The sequence below is a fragment of the Deltaproteobacteria bacterium genome (assembly GCA_009692615.1).
Lineage (GTDB): Bacteria > Desulfobacterota > Binatia > UBA9968 > UBA9968 > DP-20.
Genome location: SHYW01000058.1, coordinates 16,544 through 30,146, shown reverse-complemented (window position 1 = coordinate 30,146; position 13,603 = coordinate 16,544). Strand labels below are relative to the sequence as shown.

The window sequence follows — 13,603 nt, the reverse complement described above, 5'->3', positions numbered from 1 at the left end:
CGGCCTCAACCACGGTGATCTCGCTGCGATATACTCGTTGAATTACGTCTAGTCGTTTCTCGTCTTTCATTGTCAGGGTTGTCATCCTTCCACCCTGACATAATTACGTTGCCGTTAACCCCTGACATAATCACTTTGCTACAACACACTTTAAGTAATTTCTTGACAAAACCTTCGATCCAAAGTAAAAATTAGTTCTAGAGTCTCAATAAGGTCTGCAATAGGGGATGGGAAGTTTAGGTAATGCTTGAAGAGTTTGGTTACGCGGGGTTGTTGCGGCCGATCGGACAAACCCTCGACCATTTGAGCATCGATTCGTTTTCCGTGACGACCGAAGACGATGGCTTCATCGTGCGCGACAAGACCCGCAACCGTACCCAGCTAACGCCGAGGGAGCGGACGTTCTTAAATGAGTTGGGCGCCGCCCACGCGGCGTCGTTTCAAAAACGTGATGCGCTTCGGATGGCGATAGGAGTTTTTGAATGGCATCTCACGAAAGAGGACATCGAACGTCTCGATGTCGTTGCTCGTGAACGGCGGCGAGAAACCGAACAGGCGCCCGACTCTCACTCGGTGTCGCAAATTTTGCGCATGGTCGGCGAGATGATCGACAACCGGCGCGGCAGCTTGGTAAGCGTCTCGAAAGTCGATGATAAGGTCACTGTGGAGTTTCTGTCGTCCAGCGGTCAATTGATCTCGGAAGATTATACCTTGGCCATGATCTATAACTATTGGGTGCGCGCCTACAAAAAACGCTCCGGTGGCGGTTCTTGATCTGACCGGTGGCGTGTCGTTTCGCTAACTAATTCATTCCATTCCCAAGTCAGCATCACTTTGCTCAGCGCATGGGCGTCGGCAAGCTTGATCGGTGCAAAAAATCTGTCATTAAATTCACCGCGGCGCGTTGTCACGCCGCGGCAAATTGTCATTGGCGGTTTTTAGAAGAGAACAATCCCAGCAGTTTGGCGATTGGATCGTAGTAACGGTCGACGACGCGTTCCTTGAGCGGGATGATGGCGTTGTCGGTGATGTGAATAGTCCCGGCGGTTTCGCGTCTTCGGGGATTCGTTCATTCACACCATCAACAGAACCAGCGCGGCCGCCACCGTGCCTACGACTGCGCCGCCGTAGCAGAAGATGGCCAAAGGCTTGCGCGGCACGCCTAGACGCATATCATTGACGGCAAAGTAAAAGCGGTGCGCCCAATGGTATAACGGCAGAGAGATGAGCACGAAGAGATAGATTTTGACTAACCAATGGCGATAGAGCAAACCTGTATCGGTGATCCAGCCGAGGGGAACGGCGAAGCCAAAGATGCCAATATGTATCGGCACGAGAAAGGCCGCGACCACTCCACCCGCGGAAAAAAGCCCCCACCAAAGCGGCTCGATGTTTTTCGTCGGTGTCACGTTTAACCTCGAAGCGTGTTGAATAGTATCAGGATGACGATGGATACCGCGATCAAGGCGGCAACATTTAATCCCGTCATGAGTTGGCGCGGCATCTCCCACGCGCCGATTCTAAGCGGCATGACCACGGCCGTGGATTGAAACCAGGTGATGCTATGAAATAGCGAGAATACTAGGGCGAGTATGTGGAAGATTACCCAGCCGGGCGCGCTGAGTTTTTGGGCGAAAGCCACGTAGGCTTCAGGGCCTCGGCTCAGTTGATAAACTTGCATGAGGTAGACAACCAGAAAGATCGCGATGAACACGCTCGACAGCTCACGCAGCATGAACAGCAAGTAGCTGGATTTTTTCAGCCACCAGGTGGCCGGCATCTTGGGATAATAAAGCTTCGATTTATCGGGTCTCGTGCCGTTCATCCTTCGATCCTCCTTAGGATGACCCTGACCCGTTCGATAAACTCAGGGTCACCCTGAGCCCGTCGATGGGTGAGCTTAGTCGAACGGGTCATTTTTGTCCCCATGGCAGCAGGTACGATGTGAACCAGTCCTTGGCCGCGTCAACCTTGGTGCGTTGTATCGCCGCCGCCGGATCGACGTGTTTGGGGCAGACCTCGGTGCATTCGCCGACAAACGTGCATTGCCAGACGCCGTCATGGCCGGTCAAAATGTCTTTACGTAAATCTTTGCCCTCGTCGCGCGAGTCCATGTTGTAGCGGTAACCCAGGGCGATCGCCGCGGGGCCGATGAAATCGGGCTCGAGTCCATAGACCGGACAAGCGGCGTAGCAGAGCATGCAATTAATGCACTGGGTGAATTGTTGGTAAGCTTCAAGCTCGGCGGGGGACTGCAAATATTCGCCTTCGGAGAGCGGCTTTTCGGTCTTGCGAATGATCCAGGGCTTGACGCTCTTTAGCTTGTCCATGAAATCGCTCATGTCGATGACGAGATCGCGAATCACCGGGAAGTTGGTCAAAGGTTCGACGCGAATTTCCTGCTGCTGGTAGTCGCGCAGAAACGCCGCGCAGGTGAGCTTGGGTACGCCGTTGACCATCATCCCGCAGCTGCCGCACACGCCCATGCGGCATGACCAGCGGTAGCTCAGCGTCCCGTCCAATTGATCCTTGATGTAGTTTAACGCATCGAGCACAACCCAGTCGTTCTTGTAGGGGATAGTGTAGCGCTGGCTCGTTGGGGCTTGGTCTTGCCCCGGCCGGTAGCGGGTTACGTTCAATGTGATGGTCGGTTCAGCCATTGTCTCCTCGTTGCAGCAGTTTCGGGTTGCGAGTTTCGTGTTTCGAGTTGGAACCCGAAACCCGGAACGCGAAACCCGAAACGTCATTCAGTATTTGCGCTCTTCGGGCTGCCAGCGCGTAATTTTTACCGGCGAGTATTCAATCCTCGGCCCATCGGCGGTTCGATGAGCCAGAGTGTGTCGCAAATAATTTTCGTCGTCGCGCTTGGGAAAATCGGTGCGGGTGTGCGAGCCCCGCGACTCTTTGCGCCGGAGCGCGGAATGGGCCACGGTTTCGGCTACGTCGAGCATGAAGTCGAGCTCGAATGCACTGGTCAGCTCCGTGTTGAAGGTGCTACCCCTGTCTTCGATGATGATATTCTTGAAGCGCTGACGCAGCGATCTCAGCTCGTTGCAAGTTTTCTGCATCTTCTCTTCGTCGCGGTAAATTCCCGCTCCTTCATCCATGGCCTTGTGCATTTGCTGGCGAATGGTGGCGATTCTTTCCTTGCCGCCGGCTTTTTTCAAGAATTGCTGGTCGAGGCGACGTTGTTCGTCGGCGGCGAGCGCCTCGAGAGGAGCTGACGGGGGAACGGCTTGTGTCCCGGCATATTCGGCGGCGTTTCGGCCCGCCCGCTTGCCGAAGACCAGAAGCTCGGTGAGCGAATTGGAACCCAGCCGGTTCGCGCCGTTAATCGAGACGCATGCGGTTTCTCCCGCGGCGTATAATCCCTCAAAAATCGTTCTGGCATTTATATCCGTCGACACGCCGCCCATCATATAGTGCACCACCGGGCGCACGGGAATGGGCTCGTAGACCGGATCGATGCCGACGTACTTAGTCGCCAGCTCACGCACGAAGGGGAGTTTTTTGTTGATCGTCTCTTCGCCCAAGTGGCGCAGGTCGAGATGGACGTAGTGGCCGTAAGGACCTTCGAAGGTGCGGCCTTTGGCGAGCTCCTGCATGTGGCAGCGCGATAGGATGTCGCGCGGGCCGAGCTCCATCTTGCGGTGTGTCGGTGTGTCGGTTGGCGGACCCAGGCCGTAATCCTGCAAATAACGGTAGCCGTCTTTATTCTTAAGCCAACCGCCCTCGCCACGCGATGCCTCGGTGATTAGGATGCCGGTGCCGGGTAGTCCGGTCGGATGGTATTGAACAAACTCCATGTCCTTCAACGGTACTCCGGCGCGGTAGGCTAGCGCCATGCCGTCGCCCGTGTTGATCGCGGCGTTGGTAGTGAAGGGAAAGATCCGCCCGCCGCCGCCGGTGCATAGAATCACCGCCTTGCCGGCGATCACTTCGATCTGTCCCGTGTAAAGGTTAATCGTCGTGACGCCGCGCACCTTGCCGTCATCGACCATGAGCGAGGTGAGAAAGCATTCGTCGTAACGCACGATGTTGTCGTACTTGAGCGAGGTCTGAAACAGAGCGTGAAGCAGATGAAAGCCGGTCTTGTCGGCGGCGAAGAGCGTGCGGTCAACAGTCATCCCGCCGAAGGATCTGACGCTCACCCGACCATCGGGATCGCGGCTCCACGGACAGCCCCAGTGCTCCAGTTGGATCAGCTCTTGCGGCGCTTCTTTGACAAATGCTTCGACGGCATCCTGATCGGCCAAAAAATCGGCGCCGAAGATGGTATCCTTGGCGTGGAGATCAAAGTTGTCGAACTCGCGCATGACCGCCGCCGTGCCGCCCTCGGCGGACACGGTGTGGCTGCGCATGGGATAGACTTTAGAGACGACCGCGATCGACAACTGCTTAGAGGTTTCTGCTGCAGCGATGGCCGCGCGCAAACCTGCGCCGCCACCGCCGACGACGACTATGTCATGGGTATACATTTCGAGTTCTCTTACATGCTGACTCGCCGGCTGTCAAGTTGTTGGCGCAATTTGGGAGAATTTTTTTCCTGCGCGCAGTCAAGAGCGGCTCGCCGCTGCGGGCCGTACGACCTATTGTGTCAATTTTTTCTGGAGAGTCGAAGGACAGATTAAAAAGTTGCGTTACTTTGCCGCCGCGATTTCTTTAACTTTGTCCGCCTCTTCGAGGGTCAAGTATTGTTCAACGATTTGCGGCACGTCTTCTTTGGTCACCTTCATGAACCAATGACCTTCGGGCCAGATCATCATGTTGGGGCCGAAGGCGCAGACATCCAAGCAGCCACTGCGCACGACCCGGACTTTGCCTTTGAGGTTGCGTTCTTTGGTGACTTTGCGCAGCTCTTCGACCACTTCCTCAGAGCCGTCGTAGCCGCACGACTTGCTCTCGCCTCTGCGGTCGTTGATGCAAACGTGAAGTTGGCGCATATAGGGCTGCTGTCTTTCGATCATGAAATCCCCCTCAGCGAATTACTTCTGCGCTTATAACAGAAAAAAAATGCTTTGCACGCGGCGGACGCGGCCTTGGCTAAGGCCGCGAGTTTTTAGTTTTGAGTGTTTAGTTTTTAGTTGGAAGGCCGGTGTCGCAATGCTAATGTGCCGAGGCGTAAATGAAGTCCAGTATTGTCGGCAATAAGAGTTATCAGTTCGCATTGAATATTATCGCTTTGTCGCGGCGACTGCGCGAGCAACGAGACTTCGAAATAGCCGGGCAAATCATTCGCTCTGGAACGAGCATCGGCGCCAATGTTGAAGAGGCCCTGGCGGGCATCAGCCGCGCGGACTTTACTGCCAAGATGGCGATCGCATCCAAGGAGGCGAGGGAAACTCATTACTGGCTCCGCCTGTTGCGCGATTCTGAGATTGTGTCCATCGAGTTGCTAGCGCCGCTATTGAACGATGTTGACGAACTCATTCGTATGCTCACGGCGATCGTAAAGACCGCCCAATCCCAACGAGCGAAAACTAAAAACTAAACACTCAAAACTAAAAACTCGAAATCACTCCATGCCCACTCTCCAATCCATCAACAAGCAAATCGTGTCCTGCAAAAAGTGCTCCCGTTTGGTGCGCTGGCGCGAGTCTTGCGCTTCGAATCCGCCGCGCCGCTATGTCGGCCAGGAATATTGGGCAAAGCCATTGGCGAGTTTCGGCGATCCCAAGGCGCGCTTGTTGGTCATCGGCTTGGCGCCGGCGGCGCATGGCGGCAATCGCACTGGGCGGATGTTCACCGGTGATCGCAGCGGCGATTGGCTTTATGGTGCGCTACACGCCGCCGGCTTCGCCAATCAGGCCAATTCGGATCATCGCGACGACGGGCTCAAGCTAAATGACTGCTACATCACCGCGCCGATTCATTGCGCGCCGCCGCTCAACAAGCCGAACCTGATCGAGTTCAAACGTTGTCGGCCGTATCTCGTCGAAGAATTGATCTTGATGCAGCGGCAACTTGCGGCGGTGATTGTACTTGGCAAAATCGCCTTCGATGCGTTTTTCTCCGCCTATCGCGAGTCCGGCGCCGAGATGCCCAAAGCGAAACCGAAATTCGGCCACGGCGTTTGCGCGCAATTGCCCGGCGGGCCGCTGCTGATTTGCTCCTACCATCCGAGCCAGCAGAATACGTTTACCGGAAAACTTACCCGGCCGATGTTTCAAAGCATCTTCACCCAGGCTCGTGCGGCGCTTTCGGCGTAATGCAACATGGAAACCGGAGTCCTCTATGCGTTGATCGCCGGCCTGTTCTGGGGCACCAGTCCGGTGCTGGTGAAGCGCGGCTTGGTTCACGCCAGTGTGAGCGCGGCGACGTTGATTCAGCAGGCGACGATTCTGCTCACCTTGCTCGTCGCCGCGTTGCTCGAAGGCGATCTGTTCAAGGGCAATGTTTCGCGTTTGACGCTGATCGTATTTAGCGCCACCGGCGTGGTCGGCGCCTATCTCGGCCGCACGCTGTTCGTGCGCAGCGTCGATCAGATCGGCGCGTCGCGGGCGCAGTCGCTCAATAACTCTTCGCCATTGGTGACGGTTTTGTTGGCCGCACTCTTTCTCGGCGAGCCTTTGACGATGAAAGTTTTCGCCGGCGTCATACTAATTATTTCCGGCGTGTTTTTTGTCAACGATGCGCAGGGCCAGGAAGACGGCACAGCGCGCCGGGCGATTACCTTGACTTCGCTGCTGGCGACGCTCTGCTACGGAGTGGTGCCGGTGCTGAAGAAATTCGGCACCGACCATGGCGCGCCGCCGGTGTTGAGCGCGCTGGTCATGCACGCCACCGGTCTTTTCCTATTGCTCACCGTCGGCAGTCTGCTCAAGATCGAACTCAAATGGGAAAAAATCGCGCCGCAGAGTCTAACCTGTTTCATCGCCGCCGGCATGCTTTACGCCATCGGTTCGATCATGACGCTCAAAGCATTGGTCCATGCGCCGGCGTCCATCGCCGCGCCGATCTGGAGCGCCCAACCAATTGTCAGTTTCTTTTTGGCCAAGTTGACGCTCAAAGGCATCGAAGAAGTCAGTTATAAGGACGGCCTCGCTGCCCTGTTGGTTGTCCTAGGTGTTTTGATGCTACGATGGGGCTAGGGAATTCAAAATTTCAAATTCAAAATTACAGATTCAAAATTTTCGTCTGTCGAACCCTTCCCTCGCCCGTTTGCGGGAGAGGGAAGGGTGAGGGCAAAATCAATCGAGGGGAAAACACATGCACAAAAAAATCACTCGGCGAGTTTTTTGCGCGATGCTCTTGGCTCTTCCAATTCCAGCGCGGGCGCAGCAGCCGAAGAAAGTCCCTCGGTTAGGGTATCTATCGCAGCTCGATCTAGCTGGTGAGTCCACCCGTGCCGAGGCAATTCGGCTGGCTCTGCGCGAGCGTGGCTACATCGAAGGACAGAACATCGCCATCGAGTACCGATATGCGGAGGGGAAGCGCGATCGGTTCTCTGAGCTTGTCGCGGAGATGGTGCGTCTCAAGGTCGATGTCATCGTGGTAGCAGGAGGGGACGTCTTGGTCCGGGCGGCCAAGAATGCGACCAAGACGATTCCCATCGTTATGGTGGGCCGTGGGGCCGATCCTGTCGAGCCAGGCCTGGTTGACAGCCTTGCCCGTCCCGGCGGCAACGTCACCGGAATTACAAACCTTGGCGTTGAACTAGGCGGTAAGCGGTTGGAGGTGCTCAAAGAAGCGGTTCCCAAACTTGCCCGTGTCGCGGTTCTCTACGAGCCGGCCAGTCCACCCAGTGTACTCGAGGTGAAAGAGGTTCTCCCAGTCGCGGCGCGTGCGCTGCGGTTGACTCTTCAGCCTTGGGAGGTACGCGGTGCGGACGATTTCGATAGGGTATTCGCCGCGCTGAATAAGCAGCGCCCGGATGGACTCTTCGTGACCGGGGGCGCGCTAATGACTGCTAACGGAAAACGGATCGCGGACTTAGCGTTAAAGAGCCGGTTGCCGTCGGTGTACAACAACAGAGAAGCTGTAGATGCTGGTGGGCTCATGTACTACGGGGCGGACATCGCGGAGAGCTACCGGCGCGTCGCATATTTCGTGGACAGAATCCTTAAAGGTGCCAAGCCTGAGGACCTGCCGGTCGAGCAGCCGATGAGGTTTGAGTTCGTCATCAATTTGAAGACTGCGAATCAGATCGGTTTGACGTTACCGCAGTGGACGCTGATGAAGGCGACTAAGGTGATCCAGTGAACAGACGGAGTGATGGAGTATTGGAGTCATGGAGTGTTGGGACAATGCGATCAGCATTACTCCAGTACTCCAGCACTCCAGTTTCCGGGTTAAGCGACAGCGGTTAGGCCGTGCAATGTTTCCTTGCGCTACTCAGAGACCTTTGGTAAGAATGAAAATACATTCTATGTTAACCCCGCCGCTTGAGGCGGGAACAATTAAATGGAGTTTCCAAAGGGGGCGAGCATCCCCTTTGGTCAAGGGCGGGGTGAAATCCCCGCCCGCGAAGTGACTTCGTTTAATTGATGCGCGGGCGGAGATGCCATGGTTAAGCAAGAGATTCATAGCAGCCAGCTCACATATGAGGACTATCTTCAGTTTCCCGACGATGGAAAGCGTCATGAAATCATCGAGGGGGATCACTACATGACTCCCGCGCCAAGAACCAAACATCAGAGAATCTCAGGGCGACTTTTTGTCGCGCTCAGCGGTGTCGCGGCGTCTCATCGCCTCGGCGAGGTTTTTGCCGCTCCATTCGATGTTGTATTGTCTGATGAAAACGTCGTGCAGCCTGACCTTTTGTTTGTCTCCGCTGCGCGCGCCACTATCGTGACGGACGATAACATCCAGGGCGTTCCTGATCTCGTCGTCGAAATCCTTTCCGAATCGAGCCGCAAAAAGGACGAAGTAACCAAACGCAAGCTCTTTGAACGTTTTGGCGTCCAGGAGTACTGGATTGTCGACCCGGAATTGGAGATCGTCAAGATTTTCAAGCTAACGCAACATGGATACGGACGCGCCTCAGAGCTGAGCAAAGAAACTAACGATGTCCTCACCACGGAACTTCTACCCGGTTTTAAATGCGCCGTTAGTGAAATTTTCGAGTAAGTTCCTTCGTTCCTAACCTCAATAAACGAAGCCACCGCGCGAGCGGGGTGTTGACCCCGCCGTAGAATACAATGGACCCAAGGAGATGCTCACCCCCTTTGGAATCCCCATTCGAGTGGTTCCACGCAAACTTCCTTCGGTCTCGGTGTTTTGGATTTTCCCAATTTGAGATTTACTTCTCTCTGTGTTTGTTTCGAATTTCGATATTCGAATTTCGGATTTGTTTTTCTGGTTGCTTGGCGCGATAAGATATTTTGTACTTCAGTGTGTCGGATTTCGGGAGGAAGCGATGAGTGGGAGTCGAGATTATTTTGAGATCGAGGCGGAATTAATAAAGCGCATCGAAGGCGACATTCACTTCGACAAGTATTCGCGCCTGCTTTACTCCACCGATGCGTCGATCTATCAGATCGAACCCATCGGCGTCGTCGTGCCGCGCCACAAGAACGATGTTCACGCGGTGATCGAAGTGGCCAATCGTCTGGGCGTGTCGGTGTTGTCGCGCGGCGGCGGGACTTCACTGGCCGGGCAGGCTGTGGGCCATTCCATCGTGTTGGATTTCTCCAAGTACATGCGGAACGTCCTCGAAGTGAATCGAGAAGAATTGTGGTGCCGCGTCGAGCCGGGCTTGGTCCAGGATGAACTGAACGCTTACGTGCGCGGCATGGGTCTTCAATTCGGTCCTGACACTTCGACTTCGAACCGCGCCACCATCGGCGGCATGGTCGGCAACAATTCCTCCGGCGCCCATTCGCTGACCTACGGGAAAACTTTGGATCACGTGATCGAGCTGACGGTGCTCTTGGCCGACGGCAGCGAAGTGGTGCTGAAAGATTTGTCGCCGGCTGAAGTCGAGCGCAAAAGTAAGCCCGACACCATCGAGGGGCGGGCTTACCGCGAAGTATTTCGTTTGGCTGCGCATCACAAACCCGAAATCCTTGCGCGCTATCCGAAAATCATGCGGCGGGTGTCGGGTTACAATTTAGACGAATTCATCAAACCTCAGCCATTCAATTTGGCGCGTATGATCGTCGGCTCGGAAGGCACGCTGGCGACCATCGTCGAAGCCAAGATGCGTCTGGTGGCGAAACCGAAATGGACGGCCATGGACGTGATTCATTTCAACGATGATATTGCTGCGCTGGAGTGCGCCCAGATCGTTTTGCAGACCAAGCCTTACGCCATGGAATCGACTGACAAGATGATTCTCAATCTGGCGCGCGGTAATATCGAGCAGTCGCGCAAGTTGGGCTTCGTGCAGGGCACGCCGGAATCGTTGCTGATGGTTGAATATGCCGGTGAGACCGAAGCGGAAGTCAGAGCGCAGGTCGAGAAACTCGAAGAGTTGCGCCGGCGTGAAAAGATCGGCTACGCCGCGACTCAAGCGTTCAAGCCGGAAGAAGTGAAAGCGATCTGGGGCGTGCGCAAGGCCGGCCTCGGTCTTTTGCTCGGCACCAAAGGCGACAAGAAGCCGATCGCGTTCGTCGAAGACACCGCGGTGTCGCCGGAAAAGCTGCCGGAATTTATCCGCCGTTTTCGCGAAGTGGTAGCGCGCCACGACACCGTCGCGGGTTACTACGGTCACTGTTCAGTCGGCTGCATGCACATTCGCCCGCTGATCAATCTCAAAGACGAGAGCGAGCGCGGCAAGATGGTTTCCATCGCCAACGCGATTTCCGATTTGGTTTTGGAGTTCAATGGCTCCATGTCGGGCGAGCATGGCGACGGTTTGGCGCGCAGCCACTTCAATCAAAAGATGTTCGGCCCGGCATTGTACGACGCCTTTCGCCAAATCAAGTGCGCCTTCGATCCCAATAATTTATTCAACCCCGGCAAGATCGTCGACGCGCCGGCGATGACCGAATCGCTAAAGATCAGCCCGCAATACAAAACCTGGGAGCCGCAGACGACGCTCGATTTTGCCGAACAGGGCGGCTTCGCGCGGGCGGTGGAGATGTGCAGCGGCATGGGCGAGTGCCGGAAGAAACTCGACGGCACCATGTGTCCGTCCTACATGGGCACCCTCGACGAAGAACATTCCACCCGCGGCCGCGCTAACGCGCTGCGCAACGTGCTCTCGGGTTTGGTGCCGCGCGAGGAGTTCACCGGCAAACGTTTATACGACGTGATGGATCTTTGTCTTGAATGCAAAGCCTGCAAGGCCGAGTGCCCGTCCAACGTCGACATGGCGAAACTGAAATACGAGTTCCTCGATCACTATCATCGCGCCAACGGTTTGCCGCTACGCAATCGAATGTTCGGCGCCATCGAGACACTAAATCGAATCGGCTCGGCGTTGGCGCCGGTGTCCAATTGGATCGTCAACTCAGCGCCTAACCGCTGGCTGATGGAAGTTCTCACCGGCATCGATCGCCGCCGGCCGCTGCCGCAGTTCGCGAGCGAGAGCTTTGGGGATTGGTTCGTCAAACACAAAGTGGCAGGGGACGGTGCTAACGGCGATGTGGTTTTGTTTCACGATACGTTCAATAACTACAACACACCCAACGTCGCTATCGCGGCAACACGCTTTTTAGAAAAATCTGGCTACCGAGTTTTGCTCGTCGACAAAAAATGCTGTGGCCGGCCGATGATCTCGAAAGGCATGCTCAGCCAAGCGAAAGAAAATGCCGCGTGGAATGTCCAGAAGCTCGCGCCATATGCCGACAAGGGCACGCCGATCGTTGGCTTGGAGCCGTCGTGTTTGCTCACGCTGCGCGATGAATATCCCGAATTCATCCGCAGCGACGCCGCCAAGAAAGTCGCGGCGCAGAGTTTTCTTTTCGAAGAATTCGTCATGCGCGAAGTGAATGCGGAAAGGCTGAAATTAAATTCAAGCGGCGGCGGTAAGAAAGTTTTGCTGCACGGCCATTGCCATCAGAAAGCCTTGGTCGGAACCGCGCCGACCGTGGCGATGCTCAAAGCCGCCGGCTATGAAGTGAGCGAAGTCGACTCGGGCTGCTGCGGCATGGCCGGCTCCTTTGGATTCGAAAAGGAACATTACGATCTGTCGGCCAAGATCGGCAACCAACGGCTAGCCCCCGCAGTGAAGGGTGCAAGCGTCGATGTCGAAGTGGTCGCGCCGGGCATTTCCTGCCGCCAGCAGATCGATCATTTGGCCAAACGCCAAGCGAAGCATCCGGTGGAGCTGCTGTAGACGTTATCTTGGGCTTGGGCAAAAATTCGCAAATTACTCCACTTTGTCATGAGGTAATTTGAGATTGGGTTGGCCGCGACAGTCTGTGGGGATAGAAATATGGTTCTGACGCTCTTTGTCCTTGACCCTCCTACTCCAAAGCCCAATAATTGTTGGCTATGGGACAGCATTTAATCCGCGCAGCCTTCGCTCTGCTATTTATCCTGCAATTTGTCGGTTGCGGTAGTGAATCTCTGGTCGAGCCTGCGCGTCCAGCGCCTGCGCCGTCACCCGTAACGCAAAAGTCCGCGCCACTGCCCGACTATCGCGGGCCCGCGACCCGGCCGTTCTTGATGGGATTTACCGGCTGGCCGGCGGATCTCAATGCCGAAGGTCTCGCCACCGCGCAAGAGTTCGCCCACGCCCACGGCGATATCGTTTCGGTGATGTTCATCGGCGGCATTCCTTGGCCTGAAGCTCACGACGGCAAACCGTTTTCGAAAGACGTGCAAAGCAACATGAGTTACCGGCCTCCGGCGGGTAAAAAATTATTTCTGTCGATCTCGCCGCTCAACAAAGATCGCCGCGACTTGGCGCCGTACTGGGGCGACGCGGACAATCAGCCATTGCCGAAAGCGTGGGACAAGGAAGCGCTCAACAGTCCGCGCGTCAAGCGGGCGTTTCTCAATTTCATCTTGCGCGCGGTGGAATCCATGCGGCCGGATTATTTGGCGATCGGCGTCGAATCGAACATGCTGCTGTCGCGCGATGTGAACAAATGGCGCCAGCTGAAGGAGCTGCACCGCGATACCTACATCGCGCTCAAGAAAGCGCACAAAACGCTGCCGGTATTTTTCACCACTGAAGTGTTGCACTACAAGCGGCTGGCGCGGGACGCCAAAGGATCGGAGCAGGAAAAAGAAGTGGCGGAAATGATGCGCCACAGCGACCTGTTCGCCATGAGTCTTTATCCGCACATGAGTCCGGAAGTGCCGCGGCCGCTGCCTCCGAGTTTTTTCAATTTCGCCACACAATTTAAAAAATCGATTGTCGTCGCCGAAAGCGGCATGACTTCGCGCAACGTCGATCTTAAATCCTACGGCACAATGCTGTTCGGGTCGGATGGCGACCAGCTGCAATTCACCGAGCTGCTGCTCAAGACCGCCGCGCGCGATAGCTACGAGTTCGTCATCAACTTCGCCAGCACGGATTCCGACCGGCTGGTCGCCCGCCTACGTCCGCCGCTAGACGATATCGCGCGCATCTGGGCCTATACCGGCATGCAAAACAGCGACAAGAAGTTAAAACCGGCGTCTGCGGTGTGGGATGGGTTTTATCGGGCGAAGTATGAGCAGGCGAAGTGGTGGTGAGTCCTCGCTGGCGCTCAGAATTTCAAATTAC

General features: G+C 55.7%; 13 protein-coding genes and 1 pseudogene. 8 read left to right on the top strand and 6 right to left on the bottom strand.

What is annotated here, in order from left to right; translation table 11 throughout:
• The first annotated feature begins 243 nt into the window (after positions 1-243).
• Positions 244-774: a hypothetical protein gene (locus EXR70_14815; protein MSP39756.1), complete on the top strand. Its 531-nt coding sequence runs from the start codon at positions 244-246 to the stop codon at positions 772-774.
• A 151-nt stretch (positions 775-925) separates the two neighbouring features.
• Here EXR70_14815 and EXR70_14810 read toward each other — a convergent pair.
• From EXR70_14810 to EXR70_14785, 6 genes and pseudogenes are all read right to left on the bottom strand, one after another.
• Positions 926-1,036: pseudogene (locus EXR70_14810) on the bottom strand (succinate dehydrogenase/fumarate reductase iron-sulfur subunit).
• Between the two features lie 37 nt (positions 1,037-1,073).
• The gene (locus tag EXR70_14805; protein MSP39755.1) at positions 1,074-1,433 is read right to left on the bottom strand and encodes a fumarate reductase subunit D; all 360 of its coding nucleotides are present in this window, start codon (positions 1,431-1,433) and stop codon (positions 1,074-1,076) included.
• Entirely contained in the window at positions 1,412-1,825 is a 414-nt protein-coding gene (locus EXR70_14800) for a hypothetical protein (GenBank protein ID MSP39754.1), read from the bottom strand. Before EXR70_14800 ends, EXR70_14805 begins: the two co-directional genes overlap by 22 nt.
• Before the next feature lie 88 nt (positions 1,826-1,913).
• Entirely contained in the window at positions 1,914-2,660 is a 747-nt protein-coding gene (locus tag EXR70_14795; protein MSP39753.1) for a succinate dehydrogenase/fumarate reductase iron-sulfur subunit, read from the bottom strand.
• Positions 2,661-2,747: 87 nt separating this feature from the next.
• Positions 2,748-4,478: a fumarate reductase (quinol) flavoprotein subunit gene (locus tag EXR70_14790; GenBank protein MSP39752.1), complete on the bottom strand. Its 1,731-nt coding sequence runs from the start codon at positions 4,476-4,478 to the stop codon at positions 2,748-2,750.
• A 162-nt stretch (positions 4,479-4,640) separates the two neighbouring features.
• Entirely contained in the window at positions 4,641-4,967 is a 327-nt protein-coding gene (locus EXR70_14785; GenBank protein MSP39751.1) for a (2Fe-2S) ferredoxin domain-containing protein, read from the bottom strand.
• 158 nt (positions 4,968-5,125) lie between these two features.
• Here EXR70_14785 and EXR70_14780 point away from each other — a divergent pair, with 158 nt between their 5' ends.
• The 7 genes from EXR70_14780 to EXR70_14750 all read left to right on the top strand — a co-directional run bounded on the left by EXR70_14780 (position 5,126) and on the right by EXR70_14750 (position 13,572).
• On the top strand, positions 5,126-5,491 hold the full coding sequence (locus EXR70_14780) for a four helix bundle protein (GenBank protein MSP39750.1): 366 nt from the start codon (positions 5,126-5,128) through the stop codon (positions 5,489-5,491).
• Positions 5,492-5,522: 31 nt separating this feature from the next.
• Positions 5,523-6,209, top strand: coding sequence for a uracil-DNA glycosylase (locus EXR70_14775; protein MSP39749.1), 687 nt, complete (start codon positions 5,523-5,525; stop codon positions 6,207-6,209).
• Positions 6,210-6,215: 6 nt separating this feature from the next.
• Positions 6,216-7,091 (top strand): EamA family transporter, encoded by an 876-nt coding sequence (locus tag EXR70_14770; GenBank protein ID MSP39748.1) that lies wholly within the window; start codon positions 6,216-6,218, stop codon positions 7,089-7,091.
• Positions 7,092-7,209: 118 nt separating this feature from the next.
• The gene (locus tag EXR70_14765; GenBank protein MSP39747.1) at positions 7,210-8,202 is read left to right on the top strand and encodes an ABC transporter substrate-binding protein; all 993 of its coding nucleotides are present in this window, start codon (positions 7,210-7,212) and stop codon (positions 8,200-8,202) included.
• Between the two features lie 303 nt (positions 8,203-8,505).
• Entirely contained in the window at positions 8,506-9,069 is a 564-nt protein-coding gene (locus EXR70_14760) for a Uma2 family endonuclease (protein ID MSP39746.1), read from the top strand.
• A gap of 289 nt (positions 9,070-9,358) precedes the next feature.
• Positions 9,359-12,223, top strand: coding sequence for an FAD-binding oxidoreductase (locus tag EXR70_14755; GenBank protein MSP39745.1), 2,865 nt, complete (start codon positions 9,359-9,361; stop codon positions 12,221-12,223).
• Positions 12,224-12,381: 158 nt separating this feature from the next.
• Positions 12,382-13,572, top strand: coding sequence for a hypothetical protein (locus EXR70_14750; protein MSP39744.1), 1,191 nt, complete (start codon positions 12,382-12,384; stop codon positions 13,570-13,572).
• Positions 13,573-13,603: the final 31 nt, after the last annotated feature.

Bases quoted from the DNA above. Each gene is read 5' to 3' on its own strand.
- EXR70_14815 (MSP39756.1), top strand. From the start codon at position 244: ATGCTTGAAGAGTTTGGTTACGCGGGGTTGTTGCGGCCGATCGGACAA.
- EXR70_14800 (MSP39754.1), bottom strand. From the start codon at position 1,825: ATGAACGGCACGAGACCCGATAAATCGAAGCTTTATTATCCCAAGATG.
- EXR70_14795 (MSP39753.1), bottom strand. From the start codon at position 2,660: ATGGCTGAACCGACCATCACATTGAACGTAACCCGCTACCGGCCGGGG.
- EXR70_14790 (MSP39752.1), bottom strand. From the start codon at position 4,478: ATGTATACCCATGACATAGTCGTCGTCGGCGGTGGCGGCGCAGGTTTG.
- EXR70_14785 (MSP39751.1), bottom strand. From the start codon at position 4,967: ATGATCGAAAGACAGCAGCCCTATATGCGCCAACTTCACGTTTGCATC.
- EXR70_14780 (MSP39750.1), top strand. From the start codon at position 5,126: ATGAAGTCCAGTATTGTCGGCAATAAGAGTTATCAGTTCGCATTGAAT.
- EXR70_14775 (MSP39749.1), top strand. From the start codon at position 5,523: ATGCCCACTCTCCAATCCATCAACAAGCAAATCGTGTCCTGCAAAAAG.
- EXR70_14770 (MSP39748.1), top strand. From the start codon at position 6,216: ATGGAAACCGGAGTCCTCTATGCGTTGATCGCCGGCCTGTTCTGGGGC.
- EXR70_14765 (MSP39747.1), top strand. From the start codon at position 7,210: ATGCACAAAAAAATCACTCGGCGAGTTTTTTGCGCGATGCTCTTGGCT.
- EXR70_14760 (MSP39746.1), top strand. From the start codon at position 8,506: ATGGTTAAGCAAGAGATTCATAGCAGCCAGCTCACATATGAGGACTAT.
- EXR70_14755 (MSP39745.1), top strand. From the start codon at position 9,359: ATGAGTGGGAGTCGAGATTATTTTGAGATCGAGGCGGAATTAATAAAG.
- EXR70_14750 (MSP39744.1), top strand. From the start codon at position 12,382: ATGGGACAGCATTTAATCCGCGCAGCCTTCGCTCTGCTATTTATCCTG.